Annotated in this window: 19 protein-coding genes; 10 read left to right on the plus strand and 9 right to left on the minus strand. The window is 64.8% G+C overall.

The window, feature by feature from the left end:
* Positions 1-70 precede the first annotated feature (70 nt).
* Both K408_RS0123405 and K408_RS0123410 read left to right on the plus strand, forming a co-directional pair.
* Positions 71-301 carry a hypothetical protein gene (locus K408_RS0123405; RefSeq protein ID WP_024340930.1) on the plus strand — a complete coding sequence of 77 codons (231 nt, stop codon included), beginning with the start codon at positions 71-73 and terminating at the stop codon, positions 299-301.
* Positions 302-332: 31 nt separating this feature from the next.
* Complete coding sequence (locus K408_RS0123410; RefSeq protein WP_024340931.1) at positions 333-731, plus strand: hypothetical protein; 399 nt, start codon at positions 333-335, stop codon at positions 729-731.
* Positions 732-812: 81 nt separating this feature from the next.
* Here the strand turns inward: K408_RS0123410 and K408_RS0123415 are convergent, their stop codons facing one another.
* Positions 813-1,376, minus strand: a complete 564-nt coding sequence (locus tag K408_RS0123415; protein WP_024340932.1) for an SET domain-containing protein — start codon at positions 1,374-1,376, stop codon at positions 813-815.
* Between the two features lie 163 nt (positions 1,377-1,539).
* Between K408_RS0123415 and K408_RS0123420 the strand changes: the two genes are divergently transcribed.
* Positions 1,540-2,148, plus strand: coding sequence for a hypothetical protein (locus K408_RS0123420; RefSeq protein WP_024340933.1), 609 nt, complete (start codon positions 1,540-1,542; stop codon positions 2,146-2,148).
* Between the two features lie 18 nt (positions 2,149-2,166).
* Here K408_RS0123420 and K408_RS0123425 read toward each other — a convergent pair whose 3' ends face one another.
* A complete protein-coding gene (locus K408_RS0123425; protein ID WP_024340934.1) occupies positions 2,167-2,895 on the minus strand; it encodes a TetR/AcrR family transcriptional regulator in 729 nt (242 codons plus the stop codon).
* A 106-nt stretch (positions 2,896-3,001) separates the two neighbouring features.
* Here K408_RS0123425 and K408_RS0123430 point away from each other — a divergent pair, with 106 nt between their 5' ends.
* The 5 genes from K408_RS0123430 (at position 3,002) to K408_RS0123450 (ending at position 6,855) form a co-directional block, all read left to right on the plus strand.
* Complete coding sequence (locus K408_RS0123430; protein ID WP_024340935.1) at positions 3,002-4,399, plus strand: carotenoid oxygenase family protein; 1,398 nt, start codon at positions 3,002-3,004, stop codon at positions 4,397-4,399.
* Positions 4,400-4,476: 77 nt separating this feature from the next.
* Positions 4,477-4,734 (plus strand): hypothetical protein, encoded by a 258-nt coding sequence (locus K408_RS0123435; RefSeq protein ID WP_349509768.1) that lies wholly within the window; start codon positions 4,477-4,479, stop codon positions 4,732-4,734.
* A gap of 228 nt (positions 4,735-4,962) precedes the next feature.
* Positions 4,963-5,517, plus strand: a complete 555-nt coding sequence (locus K408_RS0123440) for an inner membrane-spanning protein YciB (protein WP_024340937.1) — start codon at positions 4,963-4,965, stop codon at positions 5,515-5,517.
* Positions 5,518-5,622: 105 nt separating this feature from the next.
* Positions 5,623-5,919 carry a hypothetical protein gene (locus K408_RS0123445; protein ID WP_024340938.1) on the plus strand — a complete coding sequence of 99 codons (297 nt, stop codon included), beginning with the start codon at positions 5,623-5,625 and terminating at the stop codon, positions 5,917-5,919.
* Positions 5,920-5,934: 15 nt separating this feature from the next.
* Positions 5,935-6,855, plus strand: a complete 921-nt coding sequence (locus tag K408_RS0123450) for an SH3 domain-containing protein (protein ID WP_024340939.1) — start codon at positions 5,935-5,937, stop codon at positions 6,853-6,855.
* 157 nt (positions 6,856-7,012) lie between these two features.
* Here K408_RS0123450 and K408_RS0123455 read toward each other — a convergent pair whose 3' ends face one another.
* On the minus strand, positions 7,013-8,668 hold the full coding sequence (locus K408_RS0123455) for a fumarate hydratase (protein ID WP_024340940.1): 1,656 nt from the start codon (positions 8,666-8,668) through the stop codon (positions 7,013-7,015).
* 211 nt (positions 8,669-8,879) lie between these two features.
* Between K408_RS0123455 and K408_RS0123460 the strand changes: the two genes are divergently transcribed.
* Positions 8,880-9,353 (plus strand): hypothetical protein, encoded by a 474-nt coding sequence (locus K408_RS0123460; protein ID WP_024340941.1) that lies wholly within the window; start codon positions 8,880-8,882, stop codon positions 9,351-9,353.
* A gap of 302 nt (positions 9,354-9,655) precedes the next feature.
* Positions 9,656-9,829 (plus strand): hypothetical protein, encoded by a 174-nt coding sequence (locus K408_RS42860; protein WP_196232393.1) that lies wholly within the window; start codon positions 9,656-9,658, stop codon positions 9,827-9,829.
* Positions 9,830-9,932: 103 nt separating this feature from the next.
* Here K408_RS42860 and K408_RS0123470 read toward each other — a convergent pair whose 3' ends face one another.
* The 6 genes from K408_RS0123470 to fliQ all read right to left on the minus strand — a co-directional run bounded on the left by K408_RS0123470 (position 9,933) and on the right by fliQ (position 16,890).
* Positions 9,933-10,640, minus strand: a complete 708-nt coding sequence (locus K408_RS0123470) for a glutathione S-transferase (protein ID WP_024340942.1) — start codon at positions 10,638-10,640, stop codon at positions 9,933-9,935.
* A gap of 168 nt (positions 10,641-10,808) precedes the next feature.
* Complete coding sequence (locus K408_RS0123475) at positions 10,809-11,846, minus strand: Tim44 domain-containing protein (RefSeq protein WP_024340943.1); 1,038 nt, start codon at positions 11,844-11,846, stop codon at positions 10,809-10,811.
* Positions 11,847-12,007: 161 nt separating this feature from the next.
* On the minus strand, positions 12,008-14,593 hold the full coding sequence (gene cckA / locus K408_RS0123480; RefSeq protein ID WP_024340944.1) for a cell cycle histidine kinase CckA: 2,586 nt from the start codon (positions 14,591-14,593) through the stop codon (positions 12,008-12,010).
* Between the two features lie 155 nt (positions 14,594-14,748).
* Positions 14,749-15,828: a flagellar biosynthesis protein FlhB gene (gene flhB / locus K408_RS0123485; RefSeq protein WP_024340945.1), complete on the minus strand. Its 1,080-nt coding sequence runs from the start codon at positions 15,826-15,828 to the stop codon at positions 14,749-14,751.
* Between the two features lie 4 nt (positions 15,829-15,832).
* Entirely contained in the window at positions 15,833-16,609 is a 777-nt protein-coding gene (gene fliR, locus K408_RS0123490; protein ID WP_024340946.1) for a flagellar biosynthetic protein FliR, read from the minus strand.
* Positions 16,610-16,626: 17 nt separating this feature from the next.
* The gene (gene fliQ, locus K408_RS0123495) at positions 16,627-16,890 is read right to left on the minus strand and encodes a flagellar biosynthesis protein FliQ (RefSeq protein WP_024340947.1); all 264 of its coding nucleotides are present in this window, start codon (positions 16,888-16,890) and stop codon (positions 16,627-16,629) included.
* Positions 16,891-16,945 lie beyond the last annotated feature (55 nt).

A 16,945-nucleotide genomic window follows, 5' to 3' on the forward strand; every position in this document is an offset into this window, starting at 1 on the left:
TCCATTACCCGCAAGGTAATCGAATCGGGGCGCAGACGCGCGCATTTTCGGTCGAACAGGAGAGATGACCATGATCGCACTGCTGCTCTACCGGACCGTTGCAGACCACGTCCTGCCCTGGGCCTTGGCGTTCGGAACCCGGATGCTGGCGCGCAGCCTCAACATGCCCGAGCCGCTGGTGCATTCGACCGGCGACTATGTCGTTGCCCAGGTCATCGCCTTCGAGCACGGCGTCGGCAGGAGTCTCTGCCCGCTCCGCCTCGCCCGCCTGCTGCGCGCATGGTGGCGCGGTCGGCTCTGAGTTCACCCTAGCCCAACAAAGGAGACCTACGATGATCGAAGCTTCCACCTTCCTGCGCCGCGCGCTTCTTGCCGATGCCATCTTCAGCGGCGTCGCCGCCCTCGGCTTCACCTTCGGTGCAAGCGCGTTCGCAAGACTGTTCAATCTGCCGGACATGCTGCTGCTCGAAGCCGGCCTGTTCCTGATCGCCTACACCGGGCTGGTCGGCTGGCTCGCGTCGCGCGCCTCCGTGGCGAGGGCGCTCGTGCTGCTGGTCGTGATCGGCAACGCGGCATGGACGGTCGGCAGCATCGCGCTGCTCCTTTCGGGCGCGGTGTCGCCGAACCTCGCAGGCGAGCTCATGGTCGTGGCGCAGGCTATCGCGACCGGCGTGTTCGCCGAGCTGCAATATGTGGGATTGCGGAGAAGTGCCAGCGCGGCGGCGGCGTGAGACCGCACTCGGCGCCCTCGTCGCCCGGCTCGTCCTCGGCGGAGCCGGACCGGGCGACGCCTGAGCTGGGGTGAGCTTGCGTTACGATCTTGCGCGACCGGCCTTGCCGGCGAAGTGCTTGCCGTTCACCTTCTTCTTCGCGGTCGCGCTCTTCGGGCCTGCCTTCTTGGCCTTGCGCTCGGCCCGCGCCTTCACCTTGGCGCGTTCGGCCCGTGCCTCGGCGCGCAGCTTCTTGCGCTTCCTTTCGCAGGAGTCACACCTGCAGCCGATCGGCTTCAGATAGGCTTTGAAATAGTCGGTGCCGTAGTCGTAATTGATCTCCTCGCCCGGCTCGATGTTCTTGATGGCGCGAATATAGACTTTGCGCTCGCGCGGCCGGACGTCGGATTCTGCATTGGGCCGGCAAGAATGGTTGATGTAGCGGGCGAGGTTCTTGCGCACCGACCCGTCGATGGTCCAGCGGCCGTTGAGCTCGAACAGATATTTGTTCTCGATCTCGTCCTGCTCAGGAATTCGCGAATCCAGGATCGGTCCGAAATAGCGGATGATCCGGGTGCCCTTCTTGATTGGCTTGGTGGCGAAGAGGCCGAGTCCGGTCTTGGAGCGGCCGACGCGATAGGGTTTGTTCGAGGTTGTGGCTGGCATGATCAGGAGTACGGAGACGCGAACGAGGCTGGAGGAGCCCAAGCGAAGCTGTTCTTCTAGAACGATTCCGTGCCGGTGTCAGGTGTCTGGCAGTGCTGTTTGAACCTTGCCCACAATCAAGGCGTCTGATGGTGCGAGGTTCCAGCTGCACCGAAGTGTCATCATGATCCGCATCACCACCCCATTGCTCGTCACGCTGCTCCTATGCGCCGGCCTCGGCTGCGCCAACGCCCAGGCGATCGGCAGCAGCTACTACACCTCGACGGCGCCAAAGGACTGCCGCCAAGTCGGCCAGCCAAGCGACCTCGACGGCAGCACCACGCGGGTCTGTCCGGGCAAGGGCGGGCTCGTGGTGCTGATCGCCGAGGATGATCTGCGCGAGGTCGTCTCGGTGGGCCGCAATCGCAAGCAGGCGGCCGAGGAACCGGCAGCCAATGTCTGGTTCGCGCCGTTCAACTCGTCCGAGAGCACCATCGAATGGCGCACTGCCGGTGAAAAGCCATTTGCGATCATCCAGCGCTGGCACATCGCGGACAACACCGATCCCGACAAGCAGGGGCGGCCGAAGACGAAGGCCATACTGGTCGTGACCCGGCTGCCGCCGGGCCCGGTCTGCCACGTCGCCTATGTCGATGCGGTCGCCAACCCGACCGCGAACGAGCTTGCGCGCAAGGCTGCCGACGATTTCGCCCGCAGCTTCACCTGCGGCAAGGATGAAGTGAAGGTCATCGGCACGAGCGGGCGCGCCGTCGAGCTCGCCACGATGCGCTAGGCGCCTGCCCGAGATCCGCTACACGGGAAGCTTCGGAGTCACGGGCGCCGTCAGCATCGCCTCAAGCAGGCGTTCCGCCGTCGTCCCCTCGGGCAGCCGCGCGAGAATGTCCTCGAGACGGCCGTCGAGCAGCAGCATGGTAAAGCCGTGCACCATCGACCAAGCACGCGCGATCGCGGCGCCCTGGTTCAGCGTCAACGCGTCGCCGCTGATCTGCTCCTGCCGCATCATGCCGATCGCATTTGCAAGCCCGGCGAAAGAAGCTTCAGCCGCCTCATGCAGCGACGGCCGGGAATAGTCCAGGCGCTCGGTGCGGAACATGATGCCGTACATGCCAGGATGGGCTTGCGCATAGGCGACGTAGGCTTTCGGCCGCGCCAGCGCACGCTCGAGCGGCGTGGTGGCGGCATCGCACGACGCGGCCATCGCCGCGTTGAACTGGCGGAAGCCGACGGCCGCGAGCTCGCTGAGCAGCCCCGTCAGATCGCCGAAATGATGAGTGGGTGCGGCATGCGAGACCCCGGCCTCGCGCGCGACCGCACGCAATGTGAGGCCGGCGAGCCCGTCGCGCTCCAGCACCCGCTCGGCGGCCTGGAGCAGCGCTTCGCGCAAGGCGCCGTGATGATACGGGGTCTCGGTCTTTGCGCCCGTCGTGCGGCGTCTCGGTCGCGATGCCGCAGCAGACGTCGTGCTTCTGGAAGTGCGCGAGCTTCGCGCCGGTTCGCTCTTGGTGTCGGTCTTGCCCATTCGCAAGCTATATGACGCAATATTGACAGTGTAAAGATTTCGCTTGACCGGCGCGGCAACCCGCGTTATCTAATCTTTACGATGTAAAGATAGGGAGGGATAGGCCGTGCAGCACGATGCCATCGTTGAGCGCCACGACAACGTTGCGCCGATCCCGTTCGAAGCGGACGCGCCATTCCTGAGGGTCATCGGCGAATTGCCGCGCGAATTGAATGGGACCCTCTACCGCAACGGTCCAAATCCGCAGTTCGACTCGCCGGGCGCGCACTGGTTCGTCGGCGACGGCATGCTGCATGCTTTCCACCTCGAGAACGGTCGTGCGAGCTATCGCAATCGCTGGGTCCGCACGCCGAAATGGCTCGCCGAGCACGACGCCGGCCGCGCGCTATTCGGCGGCTTCGGCCGCAAGCTGCCGGACGCCCCGGCTGATCTCACCGATGGCGGCGTCGCCAACACCAACATCATCTTCCATGCCGGCAAGCTGCTGGCGCTGGAAGAAGCGCATCTGCCGACCGAGATCGAGCCGGGGACGCTGGCAACGCGCGGCTATTACAATTATCAGGCGCGCGTTGCGGGCAGTTTCACCGCACATCCGAAGATCGATCCCATCACCGGCGAACTGGTGTTTTTCGGTTATAACGCCGCCGGGCCGCTGACGCCTGCCCTCTCCTACGGATCGATCGACGCCTCCGGCAAGGCCACACGCTTCGAACGGTTCGAGGCGCCCTATGCCAGCATGGTGCACGACTTCATCGTCACCGAAAACCACGTGCTGTTCCCGATCCTCCCGATCACCGGCAGCATGGCTCGCGCGATGAAAGGGCAGCCGCCCTACGCCTGGGAGCCGGACAAGGGCGCGTATGTCGGCGTGATGAAGCGCAGCGGCACGACGAAAGACATTGTCTGGTTCCGAGCCGAGGCCTGCTACGTCTTCCATGTCATGAATGCGTGGGAGGACGGCCAGCGCATCGTCGCCGATGTCATGCAATTCGAGGAGGCGCCGCTGTTTCCGCATCCCGACGGCCGGCCGACGGACCCGCAGAAGTCGCGCGCCCGCCACTGCCGCTGGACGTTTGATCTCTCGGGGAATACCGACCGCTTCCAGCAAACTTATCTCGACGATCTCACCGGCGAATTCCCGCGGATCGACGACCGCCGCGCCGGGCTGAAGAGCCGTCACGGTTGGTACGCCTGCGCCAATCCGAAACTGCCGATGTTCGGCGCGTTGTCGGGCATCGTGCATGTCGACGGCAACGGCAGGAGGCTCGGCCATTATCTACTGCCGGCCGGCGACACCATCTCCGAACCGGTGTTCGTCGAGCGGTCGAAAGATGCGGCCGAGGGCGACGGCTGGCTGCTCGCGGTTGTCTGGCGCGCGCGGGAGAACCGCAGCGACCTCGCCGTGTTCAACGCCACCGATATCGAGGCAGGTCCGGCCGCATTGGTGCAACTCGGCCACCGCGTCCCCGACGGCTTTCACGGCAATTGGGTGGGGGCGCAGTAGCTCTCGTCAATACGGGCCGCGACGAGGTCGCGAGTCCCGCCCGAGGATGTTTGCGTCAACAAACAGGTTCCATGCACATGCTCTCGATCACCGCGGACATCCTCGCTGTTCTTGCCCTGGCCGGCGCCGCGCTCGCAATCCTGACGATGCGACTGCGCCGGCGAAGCCTCACGTTCTTCGAAGGCGGCGTCCTGCTGGCCACCTGCCTTCTATTTGCCGCCGCACTCCCGATAATGTCGCGCCTGCCCTGGGCAGACCTGGTCGACGAGATGACCGACCATCTCGTTGCTGCACTTCATGTCCTGGAGATCGCCTACGTCGTTCTGACATTGTAGGAGACTGGTTCGACTCGGTGCGGCGTCCTGACCGTCGCGCCCTCTCCTGATGGCGGTTCCGAAGCCTGCGCTGCTGGGTCTGGGCCCGGCGTTCCGGTGGGTCTTGCGGCGGCTTTCGCCGCTTGCAGCATCGCGGTTGTCTTCACAAAAGTGATATGCCGGGCATCGCCAGATCACGTACGATGGCCTGGCCTGCGCCTTGCCCACGCCCGCTGAACAGGAATGACGATGAAGGACGTATTCGCCCGCCTCGCCTCCGATCTCCTCTCCGTTATCATCTTTCTGGCGGTCTATCTCGTCACAGACAACGTGATCCTCGCAACGGCAGTGGCGATTGCCGGCGCGTTCGCGCAGGTGATCTATGCGCGTCTCAAGGGACAGCCGCTCCATTACATGACCTATGCGAGCCTCGCTCTGGTGGTCGTGCTGGGCGGTATCACGCTGCTCACCAATGATCCGCGCTTCATGCTGGCAAAACCCTCGATCGCACATTTCGCGATCGGCGCGATCATGCTCAAGCGCGGCTGGATGCTGCGCTACATGCCGCCCGCTATCGTCGAGACCGTCCCGGAATATGTCACCATCGCGGGCTATGCCTGGGCGGCGCTGATGTTCGTGATCGGTGCCGGCATGTTGGCAGTCGCCGCCACCGGCGATCTGAAGCTGTGGGCGTTCTATCTCATGGTGGTCGCAGGCGGCGCCAAGATCCTGGCCTTTGCCGTGCAGTATTTCGTTCTGCGGCTGATCGTGACCAACCGCCGACGCGCCGCTGCCCGCGCCTAAATGCCCTATCGGAGGGTTAGTCAGGAGCTGCAAGTTGAGCTATAGGCTCGCTCAGGACGGGTCGCGGATCCTCGCGGGCCGCGGAAATTTGTTCGGGAGACGGGAATGGCCGTAGACGGCAACTGGAATCTGACCATGACGACCCCGATGGGCGAACGCCAGGCAACGCTGAGCCTGAAGGCTGCGGGCGGCACGCTCACGGGCACGCAGGGCGCGGAAGGTAATACCGCCGAGATATTCGATGGCACCGTCAGCGGCGACAACGTGTCCTGGAAGGTCTCTATCGACAAGCCGATGCCGCTGACGCTTGAGTTCACCGGCACCGTCTCCGGCGACAGCATCAGCGGCGAAATGGGCATCGGCCCAATGGGCAGCTTCCCGTTCACGGGCGCGCGCGCGTAAGGCTGCGCAGCCATCATGCGCGTGCTCCGTCTTATCGCGGCGGCGTTGCTGTGCGTCGCGACACAAGCGGCACGCGCGGATGACAGCGAACCGGCGTGGCGCGCAAGCGCGCTCGCCATGGTGCCGGCGGGCTATGTCGCCGGCCTCGCCTATCGGACCGATGGTTCGACTGGCTATCTCGCGGTCTATCCTGCGACGGCGAACGATCCGAAGACACCGGCAAGCGTGTTCGCAGGGCGCCAGGCCCTCGTCGTCACGCTGACACCGGATGCGACACGCGCAGTGTCGGCCGATCTGAAGCCGCGCGCCGAGCCCGATCCGGACAATGACGAGGCCGATTTCGCCAAGCTCCACGCCGAACTTGCGGCGAAGCGTGCATCGCTCCCCGACGGCACCGAGCCCTGCAGTCTCGGCGCCTGGTCCATCGACAAGGATCCAAACGGCCTCAACGTGCGCGCCGAGCCGTCAACCACGGGGCGCGTGCTCGGCACGTTGCCGCCGCCCTACCGCCTGAAGCTTGGCGGCGCCGAGAACACGCCCGATGGCGGCTGGCTCACCGAATTCAGCATCATCGGCTTCAAGAACGGCTGGTTTCTCATCGAAGGCGCAAGGCCGCCGGGCCAGGACTACGAGGACGAGAAGCGATATCCGCGCAGCGCGCCAAAGCCGTATGCCGGACGCGGCTGGGTCGCCTCCAACAAGGTCGGCGCGAACTACGCCAATGGCGCCACCCGCGCGGGCGGCCTGTTTCAGGCGCCCTTCATCGACGCCAAATGGACGCCGGCCCAGCGCGAGCTCGGCGGTCCGATCGACGGCGACGGCGGGCCGAAACGGCTGATGGCCTGCAGCGGCTTCTGGGGTCTGGTCGAGAGCCATGACGGCGTGCGCGGCTGGTGGCGCGCGCTGTGCTCCAACCAGGTCACCAACTGCAGTTAGGACGTTGACGCATCCGCATCGCCCTGGCCGGGCTTGTCCCGGCCATCCACGTCTTCGCGGCACCAAGAACGTCGTCGATGCCAGGGACGAGCCCGGGCATGACAATCGTTGGTAAGGCGAGATATGCAATCAATCGCAAGCATGGGCGAGCGAAGAGCTAGCCCAAATTCAACTCCTTGAAGAAGTCGTTGCCCTTGTCGTCGATGATGATGAAGGCAGGGAAGTCGACGACTTCGATGCGCCAGATCGCTTCCATGCCGAGCTCGGGATATTCGAGCACCTCGACCTTCTTGATGCAGTGTTCGGCAAGGTTCGCCGCGGCGCCGCCGATCGAGCCGAGGTAGAAGCCTCCATACTTCTTGCACGCCTCGCGCACCGCCGGCGCCCGGTTGCCCTTGGCCACCATTACCATCGAGCCGCCAGCGGCCTGGAACTGGTCGACGAAGGAATCCATGCGTCCGGCGGTGGTCGGACCGAACGCGCCGGAGGCGTAGCCTTCGGGCGTCTTGGCCGGACCGGCGTAGTAAACCGGATGGTTCTTGAAATAGTCGGGCAGCGGCTCGCCCTTCTCCAGCCGCTCGCGCAGCTTGGCATGGGCGGAATCGCGCGCGACGATCATGGTGCCCGTCATCGAGACTCGTGTCTTGATCGGATATTTCGAGAACGTCGCGAGGATGTCCTTCATCGGCTGGTTGAGATCGATCTTGACGACCTCGCCGCCGAGCGTCTGCTCGACCTGCGGCAGGTACTGCGCCGGGTTGTGCTCGAGCTCTTCCAGATAGACGCCGTCCTTGGTGATCTTGCCGAGCACCTGGCGGTCGGCCGAGCAGGACACGCCGAGCCCGATCGGCAGAGAGGCGCCGTGACGCGGCATGCGAATCACGCGCACGTCGTGGCAGAAATATTTGCCGCCGAACTGCGCGCCGACGCCGAGCGACTGCGTCATCTTGTGGATTTCCTTCTCCATCTCGACGTCACGGAAGGCGTTGCCGTCGGGCGAGCCGTGGGTCGGCAGCGCGTCGAGATAGCGTGCGGAAGCGAGCTTCACCGTCTTCATGCACAGTTCGGCCGAGGTGCCGCCGATCACGATCGCGAGGTGATAGGGTGGGCACGCCGCGGTGCCCAGCGTCAGGATCTTCTCTTTCAGGAACGCAAGCAGCCGGTCCTTGGTCAGGACAGAAGGTGTCGCCTGGAACAAGAAGCTCTTGTTGGCCGAGCCGCCGCCCTTCGCCATGAACATGAACTTGTAGGCATCATCACCCTCGGCGTAGATCTCGCACTGCGCCGGCATGTTGTTGGCAGTGTTCTTCTCCTCGTACATCGAGAGCGGCGCGACCTGCGAGTAGCGCAGATTTCGGCGCAGGTAAGCATCGCGCGCGCCTTCCGACAGCGCCGCCTCATCGTCGCCGTCGGTGATGACGTTGCAGCCCTTCTTACCCATGATGATCGCGGTGCCGGTGTCCTGGCACATAGGCAGCACGCCTCCGGCCGCGATGTTGGCGTTCTTCAGGAAGTCGAGCGCAACGAACTTGTCGTTCGGGCTTGCCTCGCCGTCCTCCAGGATCGCGCGGAGCTGCTTCAGATGGCCGGGCCGCAGATAGTGGTTGATGTCGCCGAAAGCCGCCTCCGACAGCGCCCGCAGCGCCTCCCGCGACACCACCAGCATGTCCTTGCCCAGAACCTTCTCGACCCGGACTCCTTCGGACGAGATCTTCTTGTAGGGCGTCTCGTCCTTGCCCAGCGGGAAGAGCGGGGTGTGCTTGTACGGCGGAAGGGGCTTTGACTGGTCGGGAAAAGCTGTGGGAGCGTTCATGGAGCGGATCTCAGGTTTGCGGCCTTGGCGGGCCTCGGCGTAGAAGCGTTCTAAGCCCATTTTGGACGGAAAAGAAAGGGAGCGAGAGCCACGGGAGAGGCAGCCCAAGCGAGCGGGAAGGCCATTGGCACAGCTCGTGGAAATGGCCCCTCCGACCCTTGCGCTTCGCGTCCGGCGACGCTTGAATGCGCGCCCTAAGGGGCTTTTCATCATGACATTGAAACTGAACGTCCGCGGCGCGATCCTGGTCGCCGCCGCCATCACCGGCCTTGTGGCTCTCGCTTCGCCTGCCCGCGCCGACCGCTGTGACGACAGCGCCAAGGAGCTGGCGAACCAGGTCGATCGCCTCAAGGTGAATTTCCGCGCCGCCAATGTCGTCTACATGACCCACCCGGCGGCCAAGGAGCTGTCCGTGGGCTGCCGCGGCGACAAGTACTCGATCGAGCTCTATGCCAAGGGCGATCGCAAGCCCAAGCCGGAGTTCTACGCGCTGGTGGGATCGATGGCCGCGATCGTCTTCACGGTGACGAAGGACGACACGACGACGGGCGCGACGCGCTGCCTGAAGCGGATGGGCCTGTTGCGCGGCGACAAGGTCACCATGCGCTACCGGCGACTGAACATGGAATGCACACGCACCAAGTCGGACGCCTCCATCGCGATCACGCGCGGCAAGGACGAGTAGGCGCTCCCTTTTTCCCTCTTGCAACGTAGACGGCGGCGCCTGCATCCGGCAGCCACAAGCTCCGCCATTGCGAGTGTGGCGAAGCAATCCGGAATCCGCTCCGCGGCGACCGCCTGGATTGCTTCGTCGCAAGAGCTCCTCGCAACGACGACGAGAGGCCTCATCATCTCGCGAACACCGGGATGCCGTACCAAATGAGCATCGTCGACCGCGGCAATCCCTCGCATTTTAACAATTGCCTTGAAGGAAATTTCGCTCCTGGTGGGGCAGGCTCAATTGTTTCATTCTGTGAGGACTTGCGAATGAAGGTTTCGACAGTTGCGCCCCCGCCAATCGCGATCGTGGTCCCGAACTACGACACGACCAAGCAGCAGGACGACCAGGCCAAGGCCAAGGACACCGACCCGGTCTACAAGCCGCAGCCGCCTGCGCCGCTGCCGCCGGGCCAGGGCACGCGGATCGATCAGCTCGCCTGATCAGGATTGCCAAAGCCGGAGCGTCCGCGCCGATCGGTCGGGCCTTCGTACGTCCGGCTGTATCTGATGGACTCGAGGGTGTCCCAACTCGCGCACAATCGGTCTAACCGTCCAGCTCCCGATAGCGGCGGAAGATGCCCTGCTCGTTGAAGGCAATGCGGCGATCGCTTTGGAGATAGGCCTTGATGTTCGGCCGCGCGGCGATGCGGTCATGCAGGCCGACGAGGCCTGGGATGTCCCTCTCGAACGCCGTCATGCGCTTGGGGAAGGCATAGCGCAGTCCCGCGACGATCTGGAATAGCGAGAGGTCGACATAGGTCGGTCTGCGGCCGGTCACATAGGCACCGCCGCTGTCGGCGAGAAGCTGCTCGAAATAGCCGAGATATTTCGGCACGCGCTCGCTCCAGAACTCGGCGGTACGCTTCTTCGCCGGCGCTTTCTGGTCCTCATAATAGAGCGAGGGCCCGAGCGGATGATGGGTGTCGTGAATCTCGACGACGAGGTCGGTGATGGTGAGCTGAAGCTGATGGACCCAGAGCCGGCCGGCTTCCGTCTTCGGCGCCAGCCCATGGCGGGCACCGAGATAGAGCAGGATGTTGGCGGTCTGGCCGATCACGAGCTTGCCTGCTTTGAGGAACGGCGGCGCAAAGGGCGGTGTTCCCTTGTGCGCATCCATCATCTTCATCATCGCGGACGGGCCGCGCGGGCCGCGCGCGACATCGACGTAAGCGACCCCCGCCTCCTCCAGCGCCAGCCGCACATATTCGCCGCGGCCCTGGATCTCGGGCCAGTAGTAGAGCTCGTATTTCATAAGAGGGGTCCGTGAACGTGGCGACGGACCCAATGTATCATTCGCCGCCAAGTTCCGTCAGCATCGCGAGGACGGCTGCCCCCATGACGGGTGCTGATCGAGCAATCCGCCCAACAAAAGGGCGCCGTGCCGAAGCACGACGCCCCCGTGTGTTGCTGTATCCGACGATCAGTTGGTCTGCTGGATCGCCGACAATTCCCAGCCGCTGCCCGGCCGCCGGGCGAAGGTCCAGACTTCGGTCGCCTCGCCGGGCTGTTCGCTGCCGGCAACGACTGCGCCGGTGTTGCGATCCACCGTCTTGTCGGTGAGGGCGAAGCGCAGCGCCACGGTGGCGTAGTCGGTCTCGCCTTCGCGCCAGGCTTCCGCGAGGTCACCCTGCAACAGCTTGACGTCGGTCACCTTGTTGACGACGTTGCGCGCGCGGTTCTGGGCGAGGTCCTGCTCGAAATAGGAGACCATCTCCGGTGTCGCGAGCGTATGCAGCTTGGCCACGTCCTCGTTCGACCAGGCCGTCTGGATCTCGCCGAGCAGGCGCTCGAACGCCTCATAGTCGTCCGGCTTGATCTCCAGCGGCGCGTTGTTGGCGCCGAAACCAAAGCCACCGAGTCCACCGCCAAGACCACCCCCAAGACCACCGGCCAGCCCGCCACCGAGGCCGCTACGCTGGTTCGTCTGCGGTCCGGGACCGGCGCCTGCATCCGCATTGGCGTAAGCCTCACGTGGAGCATGACGGCGCTGCCACCAGGACATCGCCAGCCGCACAACGAGCACCACGAGCGCGATCTGGATCATCAGGCCGAGGATCGAGGACAGGCCGCCGAGGCCGCCGAACAGGCCGCCGCCGAACAGCATGCCGAGCAGGCCGGCGCCGAGGAAGCCGGCCGCAAGGCCGCCCATGAAGCCGCCTGCACGGCCGAACAGGCCGCCGCGCGCGGGCGCGTTTGCAGCCGACTTCATGCCTGCGCCCGGCTGGGTGTAGGTGCGGTTGAACTGCGAGGCCGAGCCCGGCGCGGTTGTGGTTGAGGGCGGGGCCGAATAGGAGCGCGAACCGCGCGAACCCGACGACATGCCACCACCGGCCCTGGCGTCGGCTGACGAGATCGTCAGTGCGGTCGGCAGCGCAAGCGCCAGCACGACGGCGATCGCGTTGAAGAGATTGCGGGAGCGAAGCGAGAAAGTCATGTGCGTTTCCCAAATCCCCGGCATGGGGACGTGCGCTTAAGATGGGCAGACTTGCCGAAAAGTGAAGCCGGTTTCGGAACCCGCGGCTGCGGCCCTCAGTCGCGGGGATGTGGCAAAAGCCCATATTTCGCGGAGGCTTGGCGGGGCATGGAAGGGAACCAGGGCCGCTGGTTCTGCGGCGAACCTCACCCCTGCTTCGTCATCGTCTCCTTCACCGCCGCCACAAGCTGGCTGAGCGTGAACGGTTTCGGCAGGAAGTCGAATTGCTGACCCTCGGGCAGGCTCTTCTCGAACGCATCCTCGGCGTAGCCCGACACGAAGATGAACTTGATATCCGGGTTCTTCTCCCGCATGGCCTTCAGAAGCGTCGGGCCGTCCATCTCGGGCATGACGACGTCGGACACGACGAGATCGATCGCCCCGCCCTGCTCCTCCAGCATCTCCATGGCCTCGACGCCGTTCTCGGCCTCGACCACGGTGTAGCCGCGCGAGCGCAAGCCGCGTGCGTTCAGCGCGCGCAGGCCCTCCTCGTCCTCGACGAGCAGGATGGTGCCCTGGCCCGTGAGATCGGTGCGCGGCTTGGCCTCCACTGCAGCGGGCGCGGCTTCCTTCCCCGCGCCGATGCTCGCGCTGACCGTAGCCGCCGGCTGCTCGGCGTGCAGGTCAGCCTCGGCATGATGACGCGGCAGGAAGATGTGGAACGAGGTGCCCTGCCCCGGCTCGGAATCGACGTAGATGAAGCCGCCGGTCTGTTTGACGATGCCGTAGACGGTCGAGAGGCCGAGACCCGTGCCTTTGCCCACTTCCTTGGTCGAGAAGAACGGCTCGAAGATCTTGTCGCGGATGTCGGCGGGAATGCCGGTGCCGGTATCGGCGACCTCGATCCGCACGTAGTCCGCCGCGGGCATGCCCTTGTAGGCGAGCTTGGCAGCATCCTCGGTGGTGACGTTGGCGGTGCGGATGATCAGCTTGCCGCCGTCGGGCATGGCGTCGCGCGCGTTGACCGCGAGGTTGACGATCACCTGCTCGAACTGGGAGACGTCGACCTTCACCGGCCAGAGGTCGCGGCCGTGGACGAGGTCGAGCTTGACCTTCTCGCCGATCAGCCGGCGCAGCAGCATGGTGAGGTCGGAGAGCGCATCGCCGAGATCGAGCACCTGCGGTCGCAGCGTCTGCCGCCGCGAGAATGCCAGCAGCTGCCGCACCAGGGTCGCAGCCCGCGTCGCGTTCTGCTTGATCTGCATGATGTCCTGGAACGACGGGTCGGTCGGCTTGTGCGCGTTCAGCAGGAAGTCGTTCGCCATCATGATGGCGGACAGCACGTTGTTGAAGTCGTGGGCGATGCCGCCGGCGAGTTGGCCGACGGTCTCCATCTTCTGCGACTGGTTGATCTGGTTCTCCAGCGCGCGCCGCTCGGTGGTCTCGAGCATGTGCACGATGGCGGCTTCGGCCTCGTTCTCGGCCGAATCGACCGGCGTGACGAAGAATTGGCCCCAGCGCTCCTTGGTCCCTTCCAGAGCGACCTCGACCGGCGCGATGTCGGCTTGGCCCTCTGCGGCCTGGTTGATGGCCGCAATCAAGAGATGCCGGTCGCGCGCATTGACGGCGCGGAAGATCGATTTGGAGGCGTTATCGAGCCCCAGCGCCTGGCCGAGCTTGGCGTAGCGCGCATTGGCGCGCACGACATTGCCGGCCCGGTCGACCGTCGCTATCGCCATCGGCGTATGATCGAAGAAGCGCATGAATCGCACTTCGGCAGCGCGATCCGGATCGCTGCGCTCGTCGCGGGCACGGCTGATGACGAGCGTGCGCGAGGGCCCCGGCGCACCGTCGGCGCCGAAGGCGAGCTTGTGATAGAGCCGCACCGGCATCGTCTTGCCGCTGCGCATGCGCAGGTCGATGTCGAAGACTTCCGTCTTCACCTCGCCAGGCACCGCTACGATCGAGGTCAGCAGCGAGGCGCCGTCGCCGGAGACGATGTCCGTCAGCTTGAGCCCGCCCGAGCCGATCTCGGCGAGGTCGTAGTCGAGCCAGTTCGCCAGCGTCGCGTTGACATAGGCCAGCTCGCCGGCCGGATTGACCGAGAAGAAGCCACACGGCGCGTGGTCGAGATATTCGATCGCGTGCTGGAGCTCCTGGAACACGTCCTCCTGGCGCTCGCGGTCGCGGGTGATGTCGGCGATCGACCAAACCGCGTATTTCGCCTCGCGCTTTGCGGAGCCGAGCGGACGCACCCGCATGCGCAGCCAGCGGCCCTGGCTGCCATCGAGGCCGGAGATGCGCACCTCCTCCTGCTGCCGCTTGCCTTCGCGGGCGGCCTTGAGCAGGCGAAACACGGCTTCGGAGACGTCAGGGTTGCCGATGAAGACCCGCTCCACGGGACGCACGTCCTGCGGACCAGTGGCGCCCGTCAGCGTCAGATAGGCAGCGTTGGAATAGACCACGTGTCCGCGCGCATCGGTGACCGCGAGGCCGTCGAAGGCGTGATCGGAGATGCGGCGAATGACGGGATCATCGAGATTGCGGTCGGCAAAGCGGATGATGCCGGCAGCGAAGGCGAACAGGTTGAACAGACCCACCATCGCCAGCACGGCGAGGATGCCGAGGATGTAGGGCTGCGCCTGCGCGCGCCCGAGCGTCATCAGCCCGACGGCGACCGCGACGAGGCCGGCCGCCACCAGCAGCACCAGAGCAATGCTGCCCGAGCGCGGCGACGGCTCGGCCGCCGCAACGGGCTCTCGTGTGAGGTCGTGGTCGGTCTCGGCGGTCATTCTCGAGCTGGCGCAGCCTGTCGGCAGAGAATCAACGCGCTACGGGGCGCGTGGGGTCCTCCCTGCCTGAATCGGACCCTGAGGTGCAAGGGCAGCAGGGGCGAAACGTACGCTGATTCCCAGATTACGGCCATTTCCGGTGCTTTCCGGGTGTTTTATCCCCGCCCGGCGCTGAATCCGCGCTTTAGCCGCATGACGTAACCGATGACTTCGGCGACGGCATGGTAGTGCTCGGTCGGGATTTCCTGGTCAATCTCGACGGTGGCGTAGAGCGCGCGGGCCAGCGGCACGTTCTCCACGATCGGGATGTCGTGCTCGCGCGCGATCTCCCGGATCTTGAAGGCGAGATTGTCGACGCCCTTGGCGACGCAGATCGGTGCCGACATGCCGCGCTCATACGACAGCGCCACCGAGTAGTGGGTCGGGTTGGTGATGATGACGGAGGCTTTTGGAACCGCCGCCATCATGCGCTTCTTGGCGCGCTGCTGCCGGAGTTGCCTGATCTTGCCTTTGATGTGCGGGTCGCCTTCGGACTGCTTGAACTCTTCCTTGATCTCCTGGAGCGACATCTTCTGGCGCTGGAACCAGGTGCGGTACTGGAAGAAATAATCGGCGATGGCGATGATCGCGAGCGCCGCGACCACCGAACCGAGCAAATGGATCGTCATGCTGGTGGAGGCGCCGAGCATGGCGGCCGGGTCGAGCCTCACCATGGCCTCCAAGCGATGCCGTTCCGGCCACAGGATCATGGTCATGACCACGCTGAGGGCGATCAGCTTGCCGATTCCTTTCAGGAAGTTCGCGGCCGCTTGCTTGCCGAAGATGCGCTTGAAGCCGGCGCCGGGCGATATCTTGCTGAGTTTCGGCGTCAGGGATTCGCTCGACCACACCAGGCGGTGCTGCAGCATGTTGCCGGCTATGGCTGCCAGCACCAGCATCAAGAGGGGCACGCCGATCGCAGCGAGCACGGCGTACTCGATCTGCTGCATCAGGACGAGCAGCGCCTTGCCGTCGGTCTTGATCATCCAGGCATTGGCGAGAAGGTTGCGCATCGGCGTCAGCAGCCCGCTGCCCACCGAGCCCGAGAAGGTCGAGACCACGAGCGTACCGCCCGCCATCATGAACCAGGTGTTGATCTCCTGGCTCTTGGCGACGTCGCCGCGCTCCAGCGCATCATCGAGGCGCTTTTGCGTCGGGTCTTCTGTTTGACTCTCCGGGTCCTTGTCGTCTGACATCGACCTACCGTGGCCTCAGAGGCATCATCTGGTGCATCACGCCGATGAAGTAATCGAGATAAGTGCCCATCATCGCCGAGAGCACGACGGCGAGCACCAGGAAGCCGGCGAAGATCGAGAGCGGCACCCCGACGAAATAGACCTGCATCTGCGGCATCAGCCGCGCCAGCACCCCGAGCCCGATGTTGAACACGAGGCCGAACACCAGGAACGGTCCGGAGAGTTGCAGGCCCAGACGGAACGCGGCTGCGAAGGCACGCGTTGCCAGCGAAGCGACACCGCCGCTCGACACCGTCTCGCCCGGCGAGAAGATCGTATAGCTATCGTTCAGCGCTGCGATCACGAGATGATGGCTGTCGGTGGCGAACAGCAGCGTTATACCGAGCATGGTCAGGAAGTTGCCGACCAGCACGCCCTGCTGTCCCTGGGTCGGATCGACCGAGGTGACGAAGCCGAGCCCCATCTGCTGCGCGATCACGGACCCGGCGACCTGAAGTGCCGACAGCGTCACGCGCGCGGTCGCACCCAGCACGATGCCGATCGCGATCTCGTGCAGCATCAGCACGAGCAGCGGCGCGAGCGAGCCCATGTCGACCTGATAGGCGTTGCGATGCAGCGGCAGGATGATCAGCGTGAGCAAGAGCGCAATCGACAGCTTTATCCGAGTCGGAATGTTGGTCTCGCCGAGGCCCGGCAGCAGCATCACCATCGCGCCGACCCGGGCGAAGGCGAGCATGAAGGAAGCGGCGAGCGCCGGCAGCAGCGAGACGTCGATGCGCATAATTCACGCATTGTGCCTCAGCCGCCGATGATTCGCGACGAGATCCGCATCATGTGGGCGTGCATCGAATCCGCCATGAACGGCAGCGCCAGCAGCATCGTGGCAAAGATGGCCAGAATCTTCGGCACGTAGATCAGCGTCTGCTCCTGGATCTGCGTCAGCGCCTGGAACAGCGACACGATGACGCCAACCACCAGACCGACCACCATCAGCGGCGAAGAGACGATCACGATGGTCCAGATCGCATCGCGCGCGACGTCGAGGGTTTCGGGTCCGGTCATTTGGCAGATTCCTTTGTTCATCTCTTGCCTCCCCACCACTATTTCGAGCGATGCG

Origin of the sequence: Bradyrhizobium sp. in8p8 (assembly GCF_000426845.1) — a bacterium.
GTDB lineage: Bacteria > Pseudomonadota > Alphaproteobacteria > Rhizobiales > Xanthobacteraceae > Bradyrhizobium > Bradyrhizobium japonicum_C.